Raw genomic sequence first — 16,807 nt, forward strand, 5'->3', positions numbered from 1 at the left:
GCCATCGTCCAGATCGCCGAAATTCGTGTCACGACTACCATCGGCGTTTATGCGGATCACGCCGAAATCCCACTCCTCCGAGAGCTCATCATCTTCCAGGGTGCTTGATTCGGGGGAAGTGCCCTTCCGCCAGCAGGATCTTGCCGTCGGGCTGCACGAGCATGGCGTCGATGTTCCGGTCGTTGTCGTTGGGGCTGTAGGCACTCTTGTTATCCACGAGCACCTTGCCGGTGGCCGCGCAGGGCATGGAGGGTGGTACGTTACTGCTCGGTGTCGATGTAGTCATTCAACGGTCCTTGTGTCGTTTCTTGTTGACTTGGTGCTCTGCAGGCGCCTCGAGGCGGGATACCTTGGCGGTGGCCGACTGCGGGCCTGCAGCAGCCCTCCAAGACAGCCGCTCCGATCGTCGAGTTCCTACCCGAAAAATTTCTTACCAGAAAGCGCAAAAAGCCCCATATTTTTAGCGCGCCGTAATGACGGCGAGCTTGGTGATCCCCGCCCGCTCGATGGAGGCCATGGCCCTGGCCACCACGCCGTAGTCCACCTGATCGTCCGCCTGCAACTGCACGCGCAGCCCGGCGTCCGCCGCCTTGGCGGCCTGCAGGCTGCTTTCCAGCAGGTCGGCCTGGATCTCGTCCTTGTCGATGAACACCCTGCCCGTGCCGTCGATGCTCACCACCAGCGGGTCCTTGGTGTCCGGCGGGGCGACCGCCTCGGTCTTGGGCAGGTTGATGGGGATGCTGTTGGTCAGCATCGGCGCAGTGACGATGAACACCACCAGCAGCACCAGCATCACGTCCACCAGCGGCGTGACGTTCATCTCGCTGAGGACTTCGTCGCTTTCCTGGGTGGAGAAGGCCATCTCAGATCGCCTCCTTCACGTGTTGGACACCCTGGCTCCGGCCGGCGCGCGGATGCGGGATCACCTTGAAGGCGCTTTTCTGCGCCAGGCTGTAGAAGTCGTGGGCGAAGTCGTCGAGGTCCGCGGCGGCCAGCTTCAGGCGGCGCAGGAAGTAGTTGTAGACCAGCACCGCGGGCACCGCGACGGCGATGCCCACGCCGGTGGCGACCAGGGCGGCGCCGATCGGGCCGGCCACGGTTTCCAGGCTGGCCGAGCCGGCCGCGCTGATGCCCTTGAGCGCCTCCATGATGCCCCATACGGTGCCGAACAGACCGATGAAGGGAGAGGTGGAGCCGATCGAGGCGAGTACCGCGAGGCCGGACTCCAGCGAACGGCGTTCGCGCTGGATCTGCTGGCGCAGAGCCCGCTCGAGGCGGTCCTGGTGGTTGATCGCGTGGGCCAGGTCGTGCTGGCCGGGCTCCTCCTGGATGGCGGCGAAGCCGGCCTGGGCGAGATGGGCCACGGCGCCGGCATGCTGCTGCACCAGGTCGGCGGCGCTGTCCAAGCTGGGTGCCTGCCAGAAGAGTTTCTGCAGCCGGCGGTCCTGGTACTTGAGACGGGCGAACTGGATGGCCTTGATCAGGGCCAGTCCCCAGGTGACGACGGAAAAGCCGATCAGCACCCAGATGACGATGTGTTCCACCGAGGCGAAGGGATTGCTAAGCAAGTCCATGGTGAAGCGTCCTTGTGGTAAGCGTGATGAAGGAGCGGGGTGGCCGCCGGTTAGTTCAGCTTGAAGTCGATCGGTACGCTGACCCAGCCGTCCTGGGCCACGTCGCCGCGTTTGGCGGGCACGAAGCTCCAGCGCCTGACCGCGGCGACCGCGGCCTCGTCGAGCTGCTCGCGCCCGCTGGACTTCTGGACCCGGATCTCGCTCGGCCTGCCGCTGGCCAGCACGTGCACGCGCAGCAGCACGGTGCCCTGCCAGTTGCGGCGCAGGGCCAGGGCCGGGTATTCGGGCGCCGGGTTCTTCAGGTAGCCGGCGCTGGCCGAGGGCGGGGTGAGCGGAGCCTGAGCGGGCGAGGGCGCTGGCGCCGGAGCCGCCGGGGCGGCCTGTGCCGGCGCGGCGGGAGGTGCCGTTGGCGACGGTGGCGCCTCGGCCTTCGCCGGGGGCGTCGTGGCCGGCTTGGGTTCGGCCTTCTGTTTGGGCGGCTGGGGCTTGGGTTTGGGAGCCGGCTTGGACGGCGCCTTTTTAGGCGCCAGCTCCTCGACCACCGGAACCGGGGGAGGCGGCGGTTCGGCGGCGACCGGCGGCGAGGCGGCGGGCTCGGCCGGCGGTGCCGGGCTGCTGAACTCGATGGTCATGGGCGGGACCTGCACGGGGACTTCCGGCACGGGCGGCGTGGTTTGCTGGCCGAGCCAGTGCAGCGCTCCGGCGTGCAGCAGGACCACCAGCATGCCCAGAACCAGAACTTCGCTCCGACTCCACAAAGATCGATTGGCGACTCTAAAACGTGATGCTTTCAGTACCTGCGGTGGCGCTGCATTGAATGCTGGCGCCTTTTCCGAATGGCGTTCTTCATGCCTTGGCATGTAAGGCGCGCTGCCGGCGCTAAGGGCGTTTCCCATCGTCGAGTTCCATGAATTCAAATGACACGCGCACGAGTCGGGAGGTTTCCGGCCGTCCGGTCGATTGGCCGCCGTCGTACATTGCCGGTCATGGCCGCCAGACAGCCGCGGCGATATCTATCCGTTTCGGCAACAAGCGACTTTCCAGGAAGAGGTCGGCAGTACGCTGTTGGGCGGCGACGATTTCCGTACTCATGGGCAGGACGGACGATGCCGGGCGATGGCTGAACGTCCGCTCGATCACCGCTTCCGGCAAGCCGGTGAACGTGGCGAGCAGCCGGATGCTGCCGGCCCTGTCGCTCTGGAGCCGGCTTTCCGCCTGCCCCAGCTCATCCAGTACGGCTTTCACGAAGTCCGGGTCGGACTCGGCATAGGGGCGCGCCGCCAGATAGAACGGGCCGAGCAGCCCCAAGCCTTCGCCATTGGCCAGCAGGCGTGCGCGCCCCTCCAGCTCGACGGCCGAATAGAAGGGGTCCCAGATTGCCCAGGCATCCACGCGGCCGCTTTCGAAGGCAGCGCGGGCATCGGCCGGTGGCAGGTAGACCGGCTGGATATCCCCGAAGGACAGGCCGGCCGCCGCCAGCGCGCGCAGCAGCAGATTGTGCGCGCTGGAGCCCTTCTGCAAGGCCACCTTGCGCCCCTTGAGTTCGGCGACGCTACGAATCGGGCTGTCCGGCGCCACCAGAATCACCTCGGCCTGTGGCTTGGGCGGTTCGGCGCCGATATACAGCAGGTCGGCACCGGCCGCCTGGGCGAACAGCGGTGGAGTGTCGCCTGTAGAGCCAATATCCAGGCTGCCGATATTCAGTGCCTCGAGCATCTGCGGACCGGCAGGGAATTCGATCCAGTCGATGCGAGTTCGAGGAAAGCGTTTCTCCAGCAGGCCGTGCTGCTTGGCCAGGACCAGACTGCTCGACGCTTTCTGGTAGCCAATGCGCAAGACCGTCGGATCTGCAAGCGACACTTGGGCGAAAGCCAACAATCCAAACAGAAGCATGCTGAATCGGAAAGTCTTCATCTTCATGCCTGCCAGTCGCTCGAGGGCTTTTCCCAGAGATTGATACCGCCTTCGACGGCATGGCGGTCGATTTCGGTCAGCTCCTCGGTGCTAAACGCCAGGTTATCCAGAGCGGCGACGTTCTCGACGAGCTGCTCCGGGCGGCTGGCACCGATCAATGCCGACGTCACCCGGGGATCGCGTAGGGTCCAGGCCAGGGCCAACTGGGCCAGGCTCTGCCCGCGCCGCTTGGCAATGCCGGCGAGTGCCCGGGCGCGCTCGATATTTGCCTCGGACAGGTGCTCGGGGCGCAGCGAGGCGCCGCCGGGGCGGTTGACCCGCGCATCGGCGGGGATGCCGTTCAAGTACTTGTCGGTAAGCAGGCCCTGGGCCAGGGGGGTGAAGGCGATCACCCCGGCGCCGAGCTCTTCGGTGCTGGCCAGCAGGTCTTTTTCCACCCAGCGATTGAACAGGTTGTAGGCCGGCTGGTGGATCAGGAGCGGTACCTTGTGCTCGCGAAGCAAGGCGGCGATCTCGTGGGTTTTACCCGCGGAGTAGGAGGAGATGCCTACATACAGTGCCTTGCCTTGACGAACCGCGTCGGCCAGCGCGCCGGCGGTTTCCTCCAGCGGCGTATCGGCATCGAAGCGGTGCGAATAGAAGATGTCCACGTAGTCGATGCCCAGGCGCCTGAGGCTCTGGTCGAGGCTGGCGAGCACGTACTTGCGCGAGCCGCCACCCTGTCCATAGGGGCCGGGCCACATGTCCCAGCCGGCCTTGGTGGAAAGGATCAGCTCGTCGCGATAGGCGCGGAAATCCTCGCGCAGCAGGCGGCCGAAGTTGATCTCGGCACTGCCGTAGGGCGGCCCGTAATTGTTCGCCAGGTCGAAGTGGTTGATACCGAGATCGAAGGCGGTGCGCAGCAGGGCGCGCTGGGTGTCGAGCGGAGTGCTGTCGCCGAAGTTGTGCCACAGTCCCAGGGACAGGGCCGGCAGCACCAGGCCGCTGCGGCCGACGCGGCGGTAGGGAATGCGCTCGTAGCGGTTCGGCGCGGCAAGATAGGTCATGGGGAAACCTCCGGACGGTGGGCGATCAGGCGAAGAAGGGGTTTTTCGGGCGTGCCAGGCCGAGGTGTTCGCGCAGAGTGCGGCCCCGGTATTCGCGCCGGAACAGGCCGCGCCGCTGCAGCTCCGGTACCACCAGTGCGGCAAAGTCCTCCAGGCCGCCCGGCAGGTGTGGCACCAGCACATTGAACCCGTCGGCGGCGCGCTCCTCGAACCAGGCCTGTAGCGCGTCGGCGATCTGCCGGGGCGTGCCGATCAGGCTGTAGTGGCCGCGCCCGCCGGCGATGCGCCGGCCCAGTTGGCCCAGGGTCAGGTTTTCCGTGCCCGCCAGCTCGGTCAAAAGCTGCTGGCGGCTGCGCTGGCCGCTGTCGGTGAGCGGCAGCTCCGGCAGCGGGCCGTCCAGCGGGTATTCGGACAGGTCGAAGTTACCCAGCATGCGCCCGAGCAGCGCGACGCCCACCTGCGGCTCGACCAGCTCCTGGAAGGCCTCGAACTTCTCTTTGGCCTCGCTCTCGCTCTGTCCGGCCACCACGAAGACGCCAGGCATGATCCGCAGCGCATTCTCGTCGCGGCCGTACTTGCCAAGCCGTCCCTTGAGGTCGGCGTAAAAGGTTTTCGCCGATTCCAGCGAAGCCTGTGCGGTGAACACCACCTCGGCGGTCTCGGCGGCCAGCTCGCGACCGGCTTCGGAGGAGCCGGCCTGCACGACCACCGGGCGTCCCTGCGGCGAGCGGGCCACATTGAGCGGACCGCGCACCTTGAAATGCTCGCCGCGGTGGTCAAGCACATGCAGCTTGTCCGGGTCGTAGAAGCACCCGCTGGCCTTGTCGCGCAGGAAGGCGTCATCCGCCCAGCTGTCCCACAGGCCGGTGACCACGCGGTGGAACTCGCGTGCCCGGACATAGCGTTCGGCATGCCCGAGGTGCTCGTCGCGGCCGAAGTTCTGTGCTTCAGCGGCGGCATCGGAGGTCACCAGGTTCCAGCCGCAGCGCCCGGCCGACAGGTGATCCAGCGAGGCGAATTTGCGCGCCACGTGGTAGGGCTCGTTATAGGTGGTGGTCGCGGTGCCGACCAGGCCGATCCGCTCGGTGATCGCACTGAGCGCCGAGAGCAGGGTGAGGGGCTCGAAATAGGTCGAGCGTGCGGTATGGCTGGCAACCTTGTCGTGGAAGACGGCAACGCTGTCGGCGACGAACAGCGCATCGAAGCAGGCCGCTTCGGCGATCTGCGCGGCGCGCCGGTAGATGGAGAAGTCCAGCGTATCGGCTGGCACATCTGGATGTCGCCAGGCGGCTATATGATGTCCGGTGGCCATGAGGAAGGCGCCGAGATTGAGTTGGCGGGTGGATTGGCTCATGAAATTTCCTTGCCGTAGATTTGAACGAAATGGTAGGGCGCCCAGTGGCGTGGGCGGAAACACTTGAAGAAAGCTCAAAGCTCTTTGCGCAACTGCACGCCGAAGTAGCGCTCGTCGTCGCGTGGCACGAAGCGGTAGATGTAGTTGCCGCCGGAGGCCATCGACTGGGCGTAGGACTTGTCGTTCAGGTTCTTGCCTAGAAAGGCCACGCGCCAGCCGTCGTTGTAATCGGCCAGGGCAACGCTGGCGTTCCAGATGCCATAGGCGCCCTGCTTGGTGTCCGGGTTCTGGTCGAGGGTGAACTGCACCTCGTCCTGCCAGCTGAAGTCGCTGCTCAGCTCGATGTCCAGCCCGTTGCTCAGCGGGATCGTGTAGTCGGCGCGCACATAGCTCTTCCAGTCCGGCGTGAAGGGCAGCGGCTTGCCGTCCACGTCGCAATTGGCGGCTGCGCCCGGCGGGCACTGGAAGCTGTCGATGCGTGCTTCCGTATAGGCCAGGGCGCCGGACAGCCGGAACTGGTGGGTGGCCTGGAAGCTGTAGTCCAACTCGACACCGCGGGTATAGACGCTGCCGGCATTGACCAGACGAGTCACCACCTGGCCAGCTACGGTGTCATAGAAGTTCGCCTGGTAGTTATCGTAATCGGTATGGAAGACCGCCAGGTTGGCGGTCAGGCGGTTATTCAGTGCCGTGGCCTTCAGGCCGATTTCGTAGGCATCGGAGGTTTCCGGCTTGAGGGATTCGGTGTCGCGCGGCTGCATGTTGAAGAACACGTTGTAGGCCGGCCCCTTGTAGCCTCGCGAGTAGGTTGCGTAGCCCATCAGGTGGTCGGTGAAGTCGTACTGCACGCCGATGCGCCCGCTCCACTCGTCTTCGTCCACCGAGCCAGAGCTGGCGGTCGAGGGCTGGATGCCGGTGACCGCGACAGGCGAGGTGGAGACTCGGCGGTGGGTGTACTCCAAGTCGTCCTGGGTCCAGCGCAGGCCGAAGATGCCCCGGAAATTCTCGGTGAAATTGAAGGTGTTCTCGCCGAACAGGGCGAAGCTGTCGCTGGTCACGTCGTAGTCGGCACGGCCCTGATTGGCCACTCCGTCGTTCACCGACAGACGCTGGTAGGTCTCTTCGGTGCGGCCATGCATGTAGTAGACGCCCAGCACGTATTCGAGAAATCCGCCCTTCGGTGAGGTCAGGCGAAACTCCTGGGAGTATTGGTCGTAGTCCACTTCGCCCTTGTCGTGGGAGGCGGTCAGCGGCAGGGCCGCGAGGCGGTCTCCGTCCTGGAGCTGGGTATTGTCCCAGCGGCGCCAGGCCGTGATGGAGGTCAGGGTGAACTCGCCTAGCTGCCATTCGGCCTGTCCGGAGATGCCGGCGTTGGTGTCCTCGACGCGGCTTTTGTAGTCGCTGGCGATGTCTTGGTTGTGTCGGCTCGGCGATACCGGCTTGAGCGAGTTGGCGAAGGCGGCGTTGCTGGTCGAGACGACCACCCCATTGGGGATGTCGTCGTCGCTGCGCGAGTAGTCGCCGATCAGGATGAACTTGAAGTTTTCGCTTGGCTCGAATTCCAGTTTGCCGCGCAGGCCCGTGCGGTCGTAGCCATTGACGTCATCGTTATTGGCAGCGTTCTCCACGTTGCCGTCGTATTTGCCGAGCAAGCCGCTCAGCGAGCCCTTGAGGCTGTCGGTCAAACGGCCGCCGACGCCGAAGCGCACGCGGTTCTCGTTGCCGTTGCCGAAGTGCGAGTAGTCGACGTAGCCCTGGAGGTGTTCCGGTGCTGCCCGGGAGACGATATTGAGCACGCCGGCCGAGGCGTTCTTGCCGAACAAGGTACCCTGCGGTCCGCGCAGCACCTCGATGCGTTCCAGGTCGACCAAATCCAGGGTCGACTGGCCGGGCCGGCCGAACACCACGCCGTCGATCACGGTGGCCACAGTCGGCTCGATGCCCGGCGAAGTAGAGATAGTGCCCACACCGCGGATGAACAGCGAAGTGTCCTTGTTCGAGGCGCCAGTGCGGAAATTCAGTGTCGGCACCTGTTGGACGATACTGGCGACACTGTTGCGGTTGTCGCGCTCCAACTGCTCCCCGTCGATCACCGAAACAGCTACGGGAATCTCCTGTAGGGAGGCCTCGCGGCGGGTGGCCGTAACGGTGATGGCCTGGAGAGTCTGCTCGCTGTCGGCGCTCGATGCTGTGGTTTCGGTTGCCGCTGCGTCCGGCTCCGCCCAAGCGGGGCCTCCCAGGCAGGACAGCAGGACTGCCAATACCAGAGGGTCGCGATAATTTGCAAAGTGCTGTCTGCCGCTGGGTGCGGCGCCGATGTGATGAGTAATTTCTTTCATGCTCTTGCTCTGCCCCGCTGGACCAGATGCGGTCTGCTCGGCTACTGGGTCTGAACGAAGCGCCTGTTCTGGTCCCGTGTGTGCGAGTGGCAGATGACGAGAGACATCTCGTAATGTCAGCGCTAACATCTGCAGTATTGAGAGATTCCATATAGATCGTCAAATAATTAAAAATTACTTTTATATTCAATTTTTGAGAGAAAAGAGCCTGTGAGCGACTCATCGCCTCCCCGCAAACGGCGTACGGCCGGGCGCACCACGCTTAACGACGTCGCCCGTGAGGTAGGGGTTTCGGCGCTGACTGTTTCGCGCTTTTTCAATCACCCCGAGTTGGTGTCGGAGGAGCTGCGCCAACGTATCGGTGAGGCTGTCTCGGCGCTCGGCTATGTACCCAATCTGGTCGCCGGCAGCCTTGCTTCCGCGCGCAGCCGTATCGTCGGCATGGTCATCCCGAATATCTCGGGGCCCATCTTCGCCAATACCATCCAAGGCTTCAGCGACACCCTGAGCCGGCACGGCTATCAGTTGCTATTGGCTTCCAGCTATTTTTCGCCGGAACAGGAGGAAAATGCCGTGCGGGCTTTTCTCGGTTGGTCGCCGGCAGCGTTGGTGGTCACCAGTCATTTCCACAGCGAGGGCACGGAAAGACTGCTTGCCGGAACGGACATCCCCGTAGTCGAGATCTGGGATTATCAACCCGAGCGTGCGCCCATTCAGGTTGGTTTCCAGCACTACGATGTAGGGGAAATGGCGGCACGCCATCTGCTCGGCAAGGGTTACCGGCGCATCGCCTTCGTGCTGAACAGCGCCGCCGGAGACTTCAGCGCCTTGGATCGGCGCGATGGCTATGCGGCCATCCTGGAGGCCGCCGGACTCCAGCCTTGGAATTTCGTCCCCAGCATCGGCAACGCACCTTTCGAGGCAGGCAAGGAGGCCATGGAAACGCTGATGCAGGGCACGCCGAAGCCCGATGCGATCATTTTCGCCAACGACAACCTGGCGGCTGGCGGCCTGCTCGCCGCGCAACGCATGGATCTGAATATCCCTGGCGATTGTGCTGTCATGGGATTTGGCGACTACGCCTTCGCCCACATGCTGTTACCGAGCCTAAGCACCATTCGGCCTCCGTCGCTGGAGATTGGTGAAATGGCTGCGTTGCGGGTATTGGAAAGTCTCGGTGCGATAGCAGTGACACTGCCGGTGCAGCGCTTGAACCGGCTCGAATGCCAACTGGTCGAGCGGGAAAGCACATAAAGGGCGATCCGAGTCCAAAACGAAAGCTGCTCCCATGCACGTGGGGAAACGGCCGAAATTACCAGAAAGCGCGGAAAGCCCCGTACTTTTAGTGCGGGGATGTAGAGCACGGGCGCGAAGCGGCCCTTGGGTTTCCCCAACTACATGGCAACCTGGCCGCATGAAGCACACCAAGACCCTCAAGGTTCGCGTTCGAGACAAGCATGCGCCGCTGCTCCGGCAGATGGCCCGCAGCGTGAATCTCGTCTGGAACTACCTGGTGCGACGTGAAGTCGCCTCTTCGATTGTGGCTGCGATTGCCACCGACTTTCCCATGAGTCGTACCCTAGGTGGGCATGCGGAGCTGGTAACGGCTCGGTGTGAAGCCCCGCTGACAACGTATCCGTGCGCCTCACGGCGTCGGCACGGGCCCGTGAGGGCAAGTGCCGTACTGGCAGCATCAATCCGGTAGCGGGCAAGGGTCTCCGACATGGTCAACGTAAGTGAACACCTGATAAAGACCGTAATCCAGAACAAGCCAAAGATGCTGACAGGCTTGAACCAAAAGGTAAGCGGACAGGCGCAGGAGCTCAAGGTATCTCCTGCCATGGGCGTTGCTCCGCCGGTCGATAGGGTGGACCTAAATCGGATTAAGTCGAAGCTGCGAAACACGGTAAGCCCAACGCTCTCCCTATGGGTAGCACGGCCGCAAGGCAATGCGATGGAGCAGTGGGTAAGGGAAGGTGGAAAAAGCGAACGCCGCTCTGTAATGGGGTGGATAGGGGTTGAGCCGGGAGGCGACATCACCCTGCGCGACAAGCGAGCAGACTTCCACCAGGTCTCGTATTGCGAGAGAGTCTGTAGAACTGCCCGAGGAGGGAATGGCGAATGACGGCGCGTGTTTGTTGTGCTGGCGCACCCTCCGACCGCTCAGTGGACTGGCACAGCATTGATTGGGCCGCATGCCATCGTGAGGTGAAGCGGCTGCAGATGCGTATCGCAAAGGCGACCAGGGAACGCAACTGGCGCAAGGTCAAGGCCTTGCAATGGCTGCTGACCCATTCGTTCTCCGCCAAAGCTGTGGCGGTGAAGCGAGTTACAGAGAACCAAGGCAAGAGCACCCCCGGCATCGACAAGGAAGTATGGTCGACGCCTAGGGATGGTCTGAAGTAGTCATGTATTTCTGGCTGACTTCAGCCCCCCGCCGACTTTGAAAGCGGAGAATCGATCAAAAACGATCAGATCACCCGCTCGTTTCTGCGTTTTTTAGCTGCCGCGAGCACGTCGCAGCAACCGTTTCCCGCATTACAGGCGCACCTCTCCTGCATTCGCCAGTAAATATCGGCGCGCCATCCACAGATTCGACAAGGCGAACAGCGTCACCAACTGTGACGTGTTTTTGGCCAATCCCCGGAAGCGCACCTTGGTGTAGCCAAACTGGCGCTTGATCACGCGGAACGGATGTTCGACCTTGGCTCGTACCTGGGCCTTGGCCTTCTCGATCTTGCGGATCGCTTTGTATAAGGCGCTACGCTTGCCATGCTTCTTGTAGGTACTGCGCCGGGCCGCGACCTGCCAGATGACCTGCCGACCTTCATGCTCGGGGCGCTTCTCTACGCCGGTATAGCCCGCATCGGCACTCACTACGTTTTCCTCGCCATGCAGCAGTTGGTCGACTTGGGTGACATCTGCCACGTTGGCTGCCGTGACCACCACGCTGTGCACCAGACCCGACTCAGCGTCGGCACCAATGTGAGCTTTTGCGCCGAAGTAGTACTGGTTGCCCTTCTTCGTCGAGTGCATTTCCGGGTCGCGCTTGCCGTCCTTGTTCTTCGTCGAGCTCGGCGCATGGATCAGGGTGGCGTCGACAATGGTGCCCTGGCGCAGCGACAGTCCGCGCTCGCCCAGATAGCCGTTGATCACCTCCAGTATTCCCCCGGCCAGTTCGTGCTTCTCCAGCAGGCGACGGAAGTTGAGGAGGGTCGTTTCGTCCGGGATGCGCTCCAGGCTCAGGCCGGCGAACTGGCGCAGGAGAGTGGTTTCGTACAGCGCTTCCTCCATCGCCGGATCGCTGTAGCCGAACCAGTTCTGCATCAGGTGCACGCGCAGCATGGCTGCCAGCGGGTAGGCGGGCCGACCGCCTTCGCCCTTGGGATAGTAGGGCTCGATCAGGGCGATCAGCCCCTGCCACGGCACCACCTGGTCCATCTCGAGCAGGAAGCGCTCGCGGCGGGTCTGCTTGCGCTTGCCGGCATACTCGGCATCGGCGAAGGACAGTTGCTTCATCGGGAAACTCGGACAAGGGAGCGGGTGTATTTCACCAGAATCGGGAAGTCTTTTTCAGGATTTCCTTAGAGAGTGGGGGATAGATATCTAGGAGTAAACCTAACCAACTCACTCTTACTAATTTTATCGAAAGTATTGTCATATTGAGGGATAATATTAATCCAGCAATCCAATAGGGCATAATCGCCATTTTTCCCGATGACCAGTGACGCTAGAAGCCTCAGCCCCTTGGAACAGCGCGAAAAACGCGCCATTGCCCTTCGCATGCGCGAGCAGGGGTATACCTACAGAGCCATCGGCGAAGCCGTTGGCGTTCATCTGCGCACCGTGGCGCACTGGGTCGAGGTGGCGCAGCACCAAGGCAAGTCGGCCGCCATTGAGGGTGGCCAGCGTGGGTCACTGCCAGGAGAGCGCCGCAGCCTCAGCCCGGAGCAGGAGGCACTGATTCGCACGCTATTGCTCGACACCATGCCAGACCAGTTGAAGCTCGCTTTCGCGCTCTGGACTCGGGATGCGGTACAAGCCCTGATCGCCCTGCACTGCGGTCTTCAGATGCCGATCCGGACAGTCGGTGAATACCTCAAGCGTTGGGGCTATACCCCACAACGGCCGCTGAAGCGCGCTTATCAGCAGCAGCCCGAGGCGATACAGCGCTGGTTGAAGAGCGAGTACCCGAAGATCGAGCGGCGCGCCAAGGCCGAGGGCGGCGAGATTCACTGGGGCGATGAAACCGGCTTGCGCAGCGATAGCCACGCGGGGCGCAGCTACGCCCCGGCAGGGCGAACGCCAGTCCGCGAGGTCAGTGGGAGCCGCTTTGCTTCGAACATGATTTCGACAGTGACCAACCGGGGCAAGCTGCGCTTCATGCTGTATCGGGAAACCATGACGGCGACCGTGCTGATCCGCTTCCTGGGGCGGCTGATCCGGGACACCCAGGGGCGCAAGGTCTTCCTGATTCTGGACAACCTGCGCGTGCATCACAGCAAGAAAGTGAAAGCCTGGCTGGATGAGCGTCGAGAGCGGATCGAAGTGTTCTTTCTGCCGGCCTACGCTCCGGAGCTTAATCCGGACGAGTACCTGAATGGCGACCTCAAGCAGCAAGTGCGCAGCGGGCCAAGCGTGAGAAGCCGGGAGGCTCTGGAAGGACGGGTTCGTTCGGTCATGCGCCGCCTGCAATCAAAGCCCGAGCGAATTCGCTCGTACTTCAGGCACCCCAAAATTGCCTATGCGGCATGATTTGAGGTATTGGATTGCCGGATTAATACTCCGATGAAATGCAAACGAAACTCCGACGGTCGAGCAATCGACCACCATTCCCTTCAGGTCATGCGTCAGCAGGCGATCAAGGCCGTTCGCGAAGGGCAGACCGTCCAAAGCGTGGCGGCCGCCTTCGGCGTCAATATCCGCAGCGTCTTTCGCTGGCTGTCCGACTTCGCCAATGGCGGACAGAACGCCCTGCTCGCCAAGCCGGTTCCCGGACGTCCCCCCAGGATCAGTGCCGAGGAAATGCGCTGGCTGGCACAGGCCGTTCGGGACCACTCGCCGCTGCAATACCGTTTCGAGTTCGGCCTGTGGACCTTGTCGCTGATCGCCGAATTGATCCGCCGCCAGTTCGGCAAGACGCTGTCGCTGTCCGCCGTGAGCCGAGTCATGAAGCTGCTCGGCTTCACCGCGCAGAAACCCTTGCATCGCGCCTGGCAGCAGGATGCGGCGCTGGTGCGCCAGTGGGAAAACGAGACCTACCCGGCGATTCGGGCCGAGGCCCGTGCAGCGGGGGCAAGGATCTACTTCGCGGACGAGTCGGGCCTGCGCTCCGACTACCATGCCGGCACGACCTGGGCACCGCAGGGGGAAACGCCGGTGGTCGAGGTGACCGGCCGACGCTTCTCGGTGAACATGCTGTCGGCGGTCGGGACGCGCGGCGAGTTCCGCTTCATGCTGCACGACGGGACGGTGACGGCCAGCGTGTTCCGCGAGTTTCTCAAGCGCCTGCTGATCGGTGCCGAGCAGCCGGTCTTCGTGATCATCGATGGCCATCCGGTGCACAAGGCCCGGCTGGTCAGGGCGTTCGTCGAAGAACAAGCGGGGCGCCTGAAACTCTTCTATCTGCCGCCGTACTCGCCACAGCTGAACCCGGACGAGCAGGTCTGGGGGCACGTCAAGCGCAGTGTGTCCAGGCGTCTTGTGCAGAACCGGGAAGAGATGAAGAGGTTGGCACTGGGTGCGCTGCGCAGAATCCAGAAGTTACCGGAGTTGGTGAAGTCGTTTTTTCGCCACCCGGACTGCCGATATGCAGCAGTATGACATTACTTTAAAAAAGGCTAGTAACACGGCCTTGCAGGGCCAAGACTGGCTGAGGATGCTCATTGCCCCTGGCGGCTCGCTTGGTGGTGCCAGACCCAAGGCAAGCGTCGCAGACGACAAGGGGCGCTTATACATCGCTAAGTTTCCGAGCACCCGCGACGACTACGACGTGGGTGGCTGGGAGATGGTCGTGAATGCCCTGGCCGTCGGCTGCGGCCTGAACGTGGCTGTCGCTGAAGCCCGGAAATTCGCCAGCGACTATCACTGCTTCATGGTCCGTCGGTTTGATCGTACAGAGAACGGCCGGCGCCTTCACTTTGCCTCGGCGATGACAATGACCGGACACGTTGACGGCGATGATGCCTCCACAGGTGCCAGTTACCTGGAACTGGCCGAGGTGCTCATAAAGTATGGCTCCCAGACCAACGCCGACCTGCGCGAACTATGGTCGAGGATTGTCTTCAACATTCTCGTCTCGAACACAGACGATCACTTGCGTAATCACGGATTCATCTTGATCCCAGGCGCCGGATGGCGGCTCTCCGAAGCCTACGATATGAACCCCGTCCCTATCGCCGACGGCCTAAAGCTCAACATCACTGAAGCGGATAACGCCCTGGATCTCGACTTGGCACGCGAGGTTGCCGAGTATTTCCGACTGAGCCTGAAAGAGGCCGACGAGATCATTGAAGATTTCCAGGGCATCGTCAGCCAATGGAGAACAATTGCTAATGGTCTTAGGCTTCCTGCTCGAGAGCAGGATCGCATGGCAGAAGCTTTTCGCCTGGCGGAGGATTGAAGGGGCACGTCTCAGCCCATAAGGGTTTGGCTGGTTGTTATTAACGCGGCAATCAAATTCACGATATAAAGAGGCATGAAAAAGATCGATGCCCGAAAGCTCTCTCGAGAAACTCAGGACCAGATGCGGCGCCTGGCCATGAATCTGCGTGAGCAGCGCGAACTGACTTGGCAAGAGGTTGCCGACGCATTGGGCGTACATCTGAGTACCGTACTAGCCTGGTCCAAACGCTACAGCGAGCAAGGCAGCGAAGGTCTGAAATCCAGGACACGAGGTCGGCGCCAGGCAAGCGGACGGACCTTGACGCTCGCACAGGAGTGGCAGTTGCGCTCGATTCTGGTGGGCCAGACCCCGAACCAGTTGCAACTCGACTTTGCCCTGTGGAACCGCCGGGCCGTCATGCAGTTGATCAAGCACTTGTATGGCGTCGAGATGCCGATCCGGACGGTGGGTCAGTACCTTCAGCGCTGGGGATATACCCCACAGCGGCCGACCCGGCAGGCGCTGGAACAGAACCCGGAGGCGATCGAGCACTGGCTCGAAGAGACCTATCCGGCCATCGTGGCACGCGCCAAGGCCGAAAACGCGACGATCTACTGGGGCGATGAAACGGCCGTAGCTGAAGATGGGCATTGGATTCGAGGCTATGCGCCGGCAGGCGTCACGCCGGTGCTGGTGGCGCCGACTCGGCGTCATGGCCTGAGCATGGTCTCAGCGATCAGCAACCAGGGACTGGTACGGTTCGAGTTCCTGGAGGGGGCCATGAATACCGAGCGGATGATCGGTTTCATGTCGAGGCTGGTGGCGGACAGTGACAGGAAGATCTTTCTGATCCTGGACAACCTGCGTGTCCATCATGCGCGTCTGGTCAGGGAATGGCTCGAAGGGCACAAGGAAGAAATCGAAGCGTTCTACCTGCCACCCTATTCGCCTGAGTGTAATCCGGACGAGTATTTGAACCGCGACCTCAAGACACGCTTGCGCACCAGTGACCGGGCGCGAAACAAGTCGGAATTGCTGGAGAAGGCCGAGGCATTCATGAGCTGGTTGGCCAAAACCCCGGAGCGGGTAGTTGCCTATTTCCAGCATGCGTCGGTGCGTTATGCCACTTATATTGGGTATTTGATTGCCGGGTTAATAATGAGCGAGTTGTAATTTGGGGTTTGGGAAGCAACGGAACAGAAAGTGCACTTAAGCCCGGTGCCGGCCCGCAAACCCTTGTGGCGTCTGGTGAGTTCGGAAAAACCACCGTTTTGCCGAACCAGGCCAGGGGCGTCGTCTTTGCCAGAGAAAGGCGGCGGTAGTCGTGCAGAAAACCCGTTCGTCAAATCAAAGTCCTGAGAACTGCCCGTGTTCACGGCGGCGCCGAACTCTAATCCCGCCTTACGTTGGTTTTTGGTTCCGTTGTTCCCCAAACCCCATCCTCGCCGTGCTGCTCTATCACGGCCTGCGCCGCGAGGAAGCCGCCCGCCTGGCCGTCCACGATCTCCAGGACCGCCGCGGCCTCAAGCATCTGCGCGTCCACGGCAAGGGCGGCAAGCTGCGCTACCTGCCGCTGCACCCGGTCGCCGCCGAGCGCATCCATCTCTACCTGGAGGCCTCGGGTCATCACCAGCAATGGGACAAGGCGCCGCTGTTTCTGCCGCTGCGCGGCAAGCGGACCGGCGCCGGGATCTCTGCCGAGGGCATCTATGCCCTGGTCGGGGCCTACGCCAAGGCGGCCGGCATTATGATCGAGGGCCTCGGCGTCCACGGCCTGCGCGCCACCGCCGCCATCAACGCCCTGGAACACGAGGCCGACATCGCCAAGGTCCAGCAGTGGCTGGGCCACGCCAACATCAGTACCACCCGGCTCTACGACCGGAGACACCTGCGGGCGGAGGATTCGCCCACCTTCAAGGTCCGCTACTAAGCCTATCGACCGATCGGCAAGCTTGCTCCCAGCATCGTTGCCCCGC

Annotated in this window: 13 protein-coding genes and 3 pseudogenes; 7 read left to right on the forward strand and 9 right to left on the reverse strand. The window is 62.6% G+C overall.

What is annotated here, in order from left to right; all coding sequences use genetic code 11:
* Positions 1-88: 88 nt before the first annotated feature.
* From GCU53_RS26395 to GCU53_RS25130, 8 genes are all read right to left on the reverse strand, one after another.
* Positions 89-286: a hypothetical protein gene (locus GCU53_RS26395; RefSeq protein ID WP_152390248.1), complete on the reverse strand. Its 198-nt coding sequence runs from the start codon at positions 284-286 to the stop codon at positions 89-91.
* A 174-nt stretch (positions 287-460) separates the two neighbouring features.
* Positions 461-862: an ExbD/TolR family protein gene (locus GCU53_RS25100; RefSeq protein WP_152390249.1), complete on the reverse strand. Its 402-nt coding sequence runs from the start codon at positions 860-862 to the stop codon at positions 461-463.
* A 1-nt stretch (position 863) separates the two neighbouring features.
* On the reverse strand, positions 864-1,574 hold the full coding sequence (locus tag GCU53_RS25105; protein ID WP_152390250.1) for a MotA/TolQ/ExbB proton channel family protein: 711 nt from the start codon (positions 1,572-1,574) through the stop codon (positions 864-866).
* A 50-nt stretch (positions 1,575-1,624) separates the two neighbouring features.
* On the reverse strand, positions 1,625-2,470 hold the full coding sequence (locus GCU53_RS25110) for an energy transducer TonB (protein ID WP_152390251.1): 846 nt from the start codon (positions 2,468-2,470) through the stop codon (positions 1,625-1,627).
* Positions 2,471-2,558: 88 nt separating this feature from the next.
* The gene (locus GCU53_RS25115; RefSeq protein WP_152390252.1) at positions 2,559-3,494 is read right to left on the reverse strand and encodes an aliphatic sulfonate ABC transporter substrate-binding protein; all 936 of its coding nucleotides are present in this window, start codon (positions 3,492-3,494) and stop codon (positions 2,559-2,561) included.
* Positions 3,491-4,534, reverse strand: a complete 1,044-nt coding sequence (gene mgrA, locus GCU53_RS25120; RefSeq protein WP_152390253.1) for an L-glyceraldehyde 3-phosphate reductase — start codon at positions 4,532-4,534, stop codon at positions 3,491-3,493. The genes GCU53_RS25115 and mgrA overlap by 4 nt, the downstream gene beginning before the upstream one ends.
* Before the next feature lie 25 nt (positions 4,535-4,559).
* Positions 4,560-5,888 carry an LLM class flavin-dependent oxidoreductase gene (locus GCU53_RS25125; RefSeq protein WP_152390254.1) on the reverse strand — a complete coding sequence of 443 codons (1,329 nt, stop codon included), beginning with the start codon at positions 5,886-5,888 and terminating at the stop codon, positions 4,560-4,562.
* 74 nt (positions 5,889-5,962) lie between these two features.
* Complete coding sequence (locus GCU53_RS25130) at positions 5,963-8,227, reverse strand: TonB-dependent receptor (RefSeq protein ID WP_244307272.1); 2,265 nt, start codon at positions 8,225-8,227, stop codon at positions 5,963-5,965.
* A 210-nt stretch (positions 8,228-8,437) separates the two neighbouring features.
* On the opposite strand from GCU53_RS25130, the gene GCU53_RS25135 reads away from it, so the two are divergent.
* Positions 8,438-9,481 carry a LacI family DNA-binding transcriptional regulator gene (locus GCU53_RS25135; protein ID WP_152390256.1) on the forward strand — a complete coding sequence of 348 codons (1,044 nt, stop codon included), beginning with the start codon at positions 8,438-8,440 and terminating at the stop codon, positions 9,479-9,481.
* A gap of 867 nt (positions 9,482-10,348) precedes the next feature.
* Positions 10,349-10,615 (forward strand): annotated as a pseudogene (locus GCU53_RS25145) (reverse transcriptase N-terminal domain-containing protein); the annotation flags it as partial.
* Between the two features lie 150 nt (positions 10,616-10,765).
* Here the strand turns inward: GCU53_RS25145 and GCU53_RS25150 are convergent.
* Positions 10,766-11,746, reverse strand: coding sequence for an IS5 family transposase (locus tag GCU53_RS25150; protein ID WP_152385958.1), 981 nt, complete (start codon positions 11,744-11,746; stop codon positions 10,766-10,768).
* Positions 11,747-11,944: 198 nt separating this feature from the next.
* Here GCU53_RS25150 and GCU53_RS25155 point away from each other — a divergent pair, with 198 nt between their 5' ends.
* From GCU53_RS25155 to GCU53_RS25175, 5 genes and pseudogenes are all read left to right on the forward strand, one after another.
* Positions 11,945-12,982 (forward strand): IS630 family transposase, encoded by a 1,038-nt coding sequence (locus GCU53_RS25155; protein ID WP_152388121.1) that lies wholly within the window; start codon positions 11,945-11,947, stop codon positions 12,980-12,982.
* A 33-nt stretch (positions 12,983-13,015) separates the two neighbouring features.
* Positions 13,016-14,050: an IS630 family transposase gene (locus GCU53_RS25160; protein ID WP_152390259.1), complete on the forward strand. Its 1,035-nt coding sequence runs from the start codon at positions 13,016-13,018 to the stop codon at positions 14,048-14,050.
* A 22-nt stretch (positions 14,051-14,072) separates the two neighbouring features.
* Positions 14,073-14,849 (forward strand): annotated as a pseudogene (locus GCU53_RS25165) (type II toxin-antitoxin system HipA family toxin); the annotation flags it as partial.
* A gap of 75 nt (positions 14,850-14,924) precedes the next feature.
* A complete protein-coding gene (locus GCU53_RS25170) occupies positions 14,925-16,004 on the forward strand; it encodes an IS630 family transposase (protein WP_208845541.1) in 1,080 nt (359 codons plus the stop codon).
* 265 nt (positions 16,005-16,269) lie between these two features.
* Positions 16,270-16,761, forward strand: a pseudogene (locus tag GCU53_RS25175) (tyrosine-type recombinase/integrase); the annotation flags it as partial.
* Positions 16,762-16,807: the final 46 nt, after the last annotated feature.

Source organism: Azotobacter salinestris (genome assembly GCF_009363155.1).
Classification (GTDB): Bacteria; Pseudomonadota; Gammaproteobacteria; order Pseudomonadales; family Pseudomonadaceae; genus Azotobacter; species Azotobacter salinestris.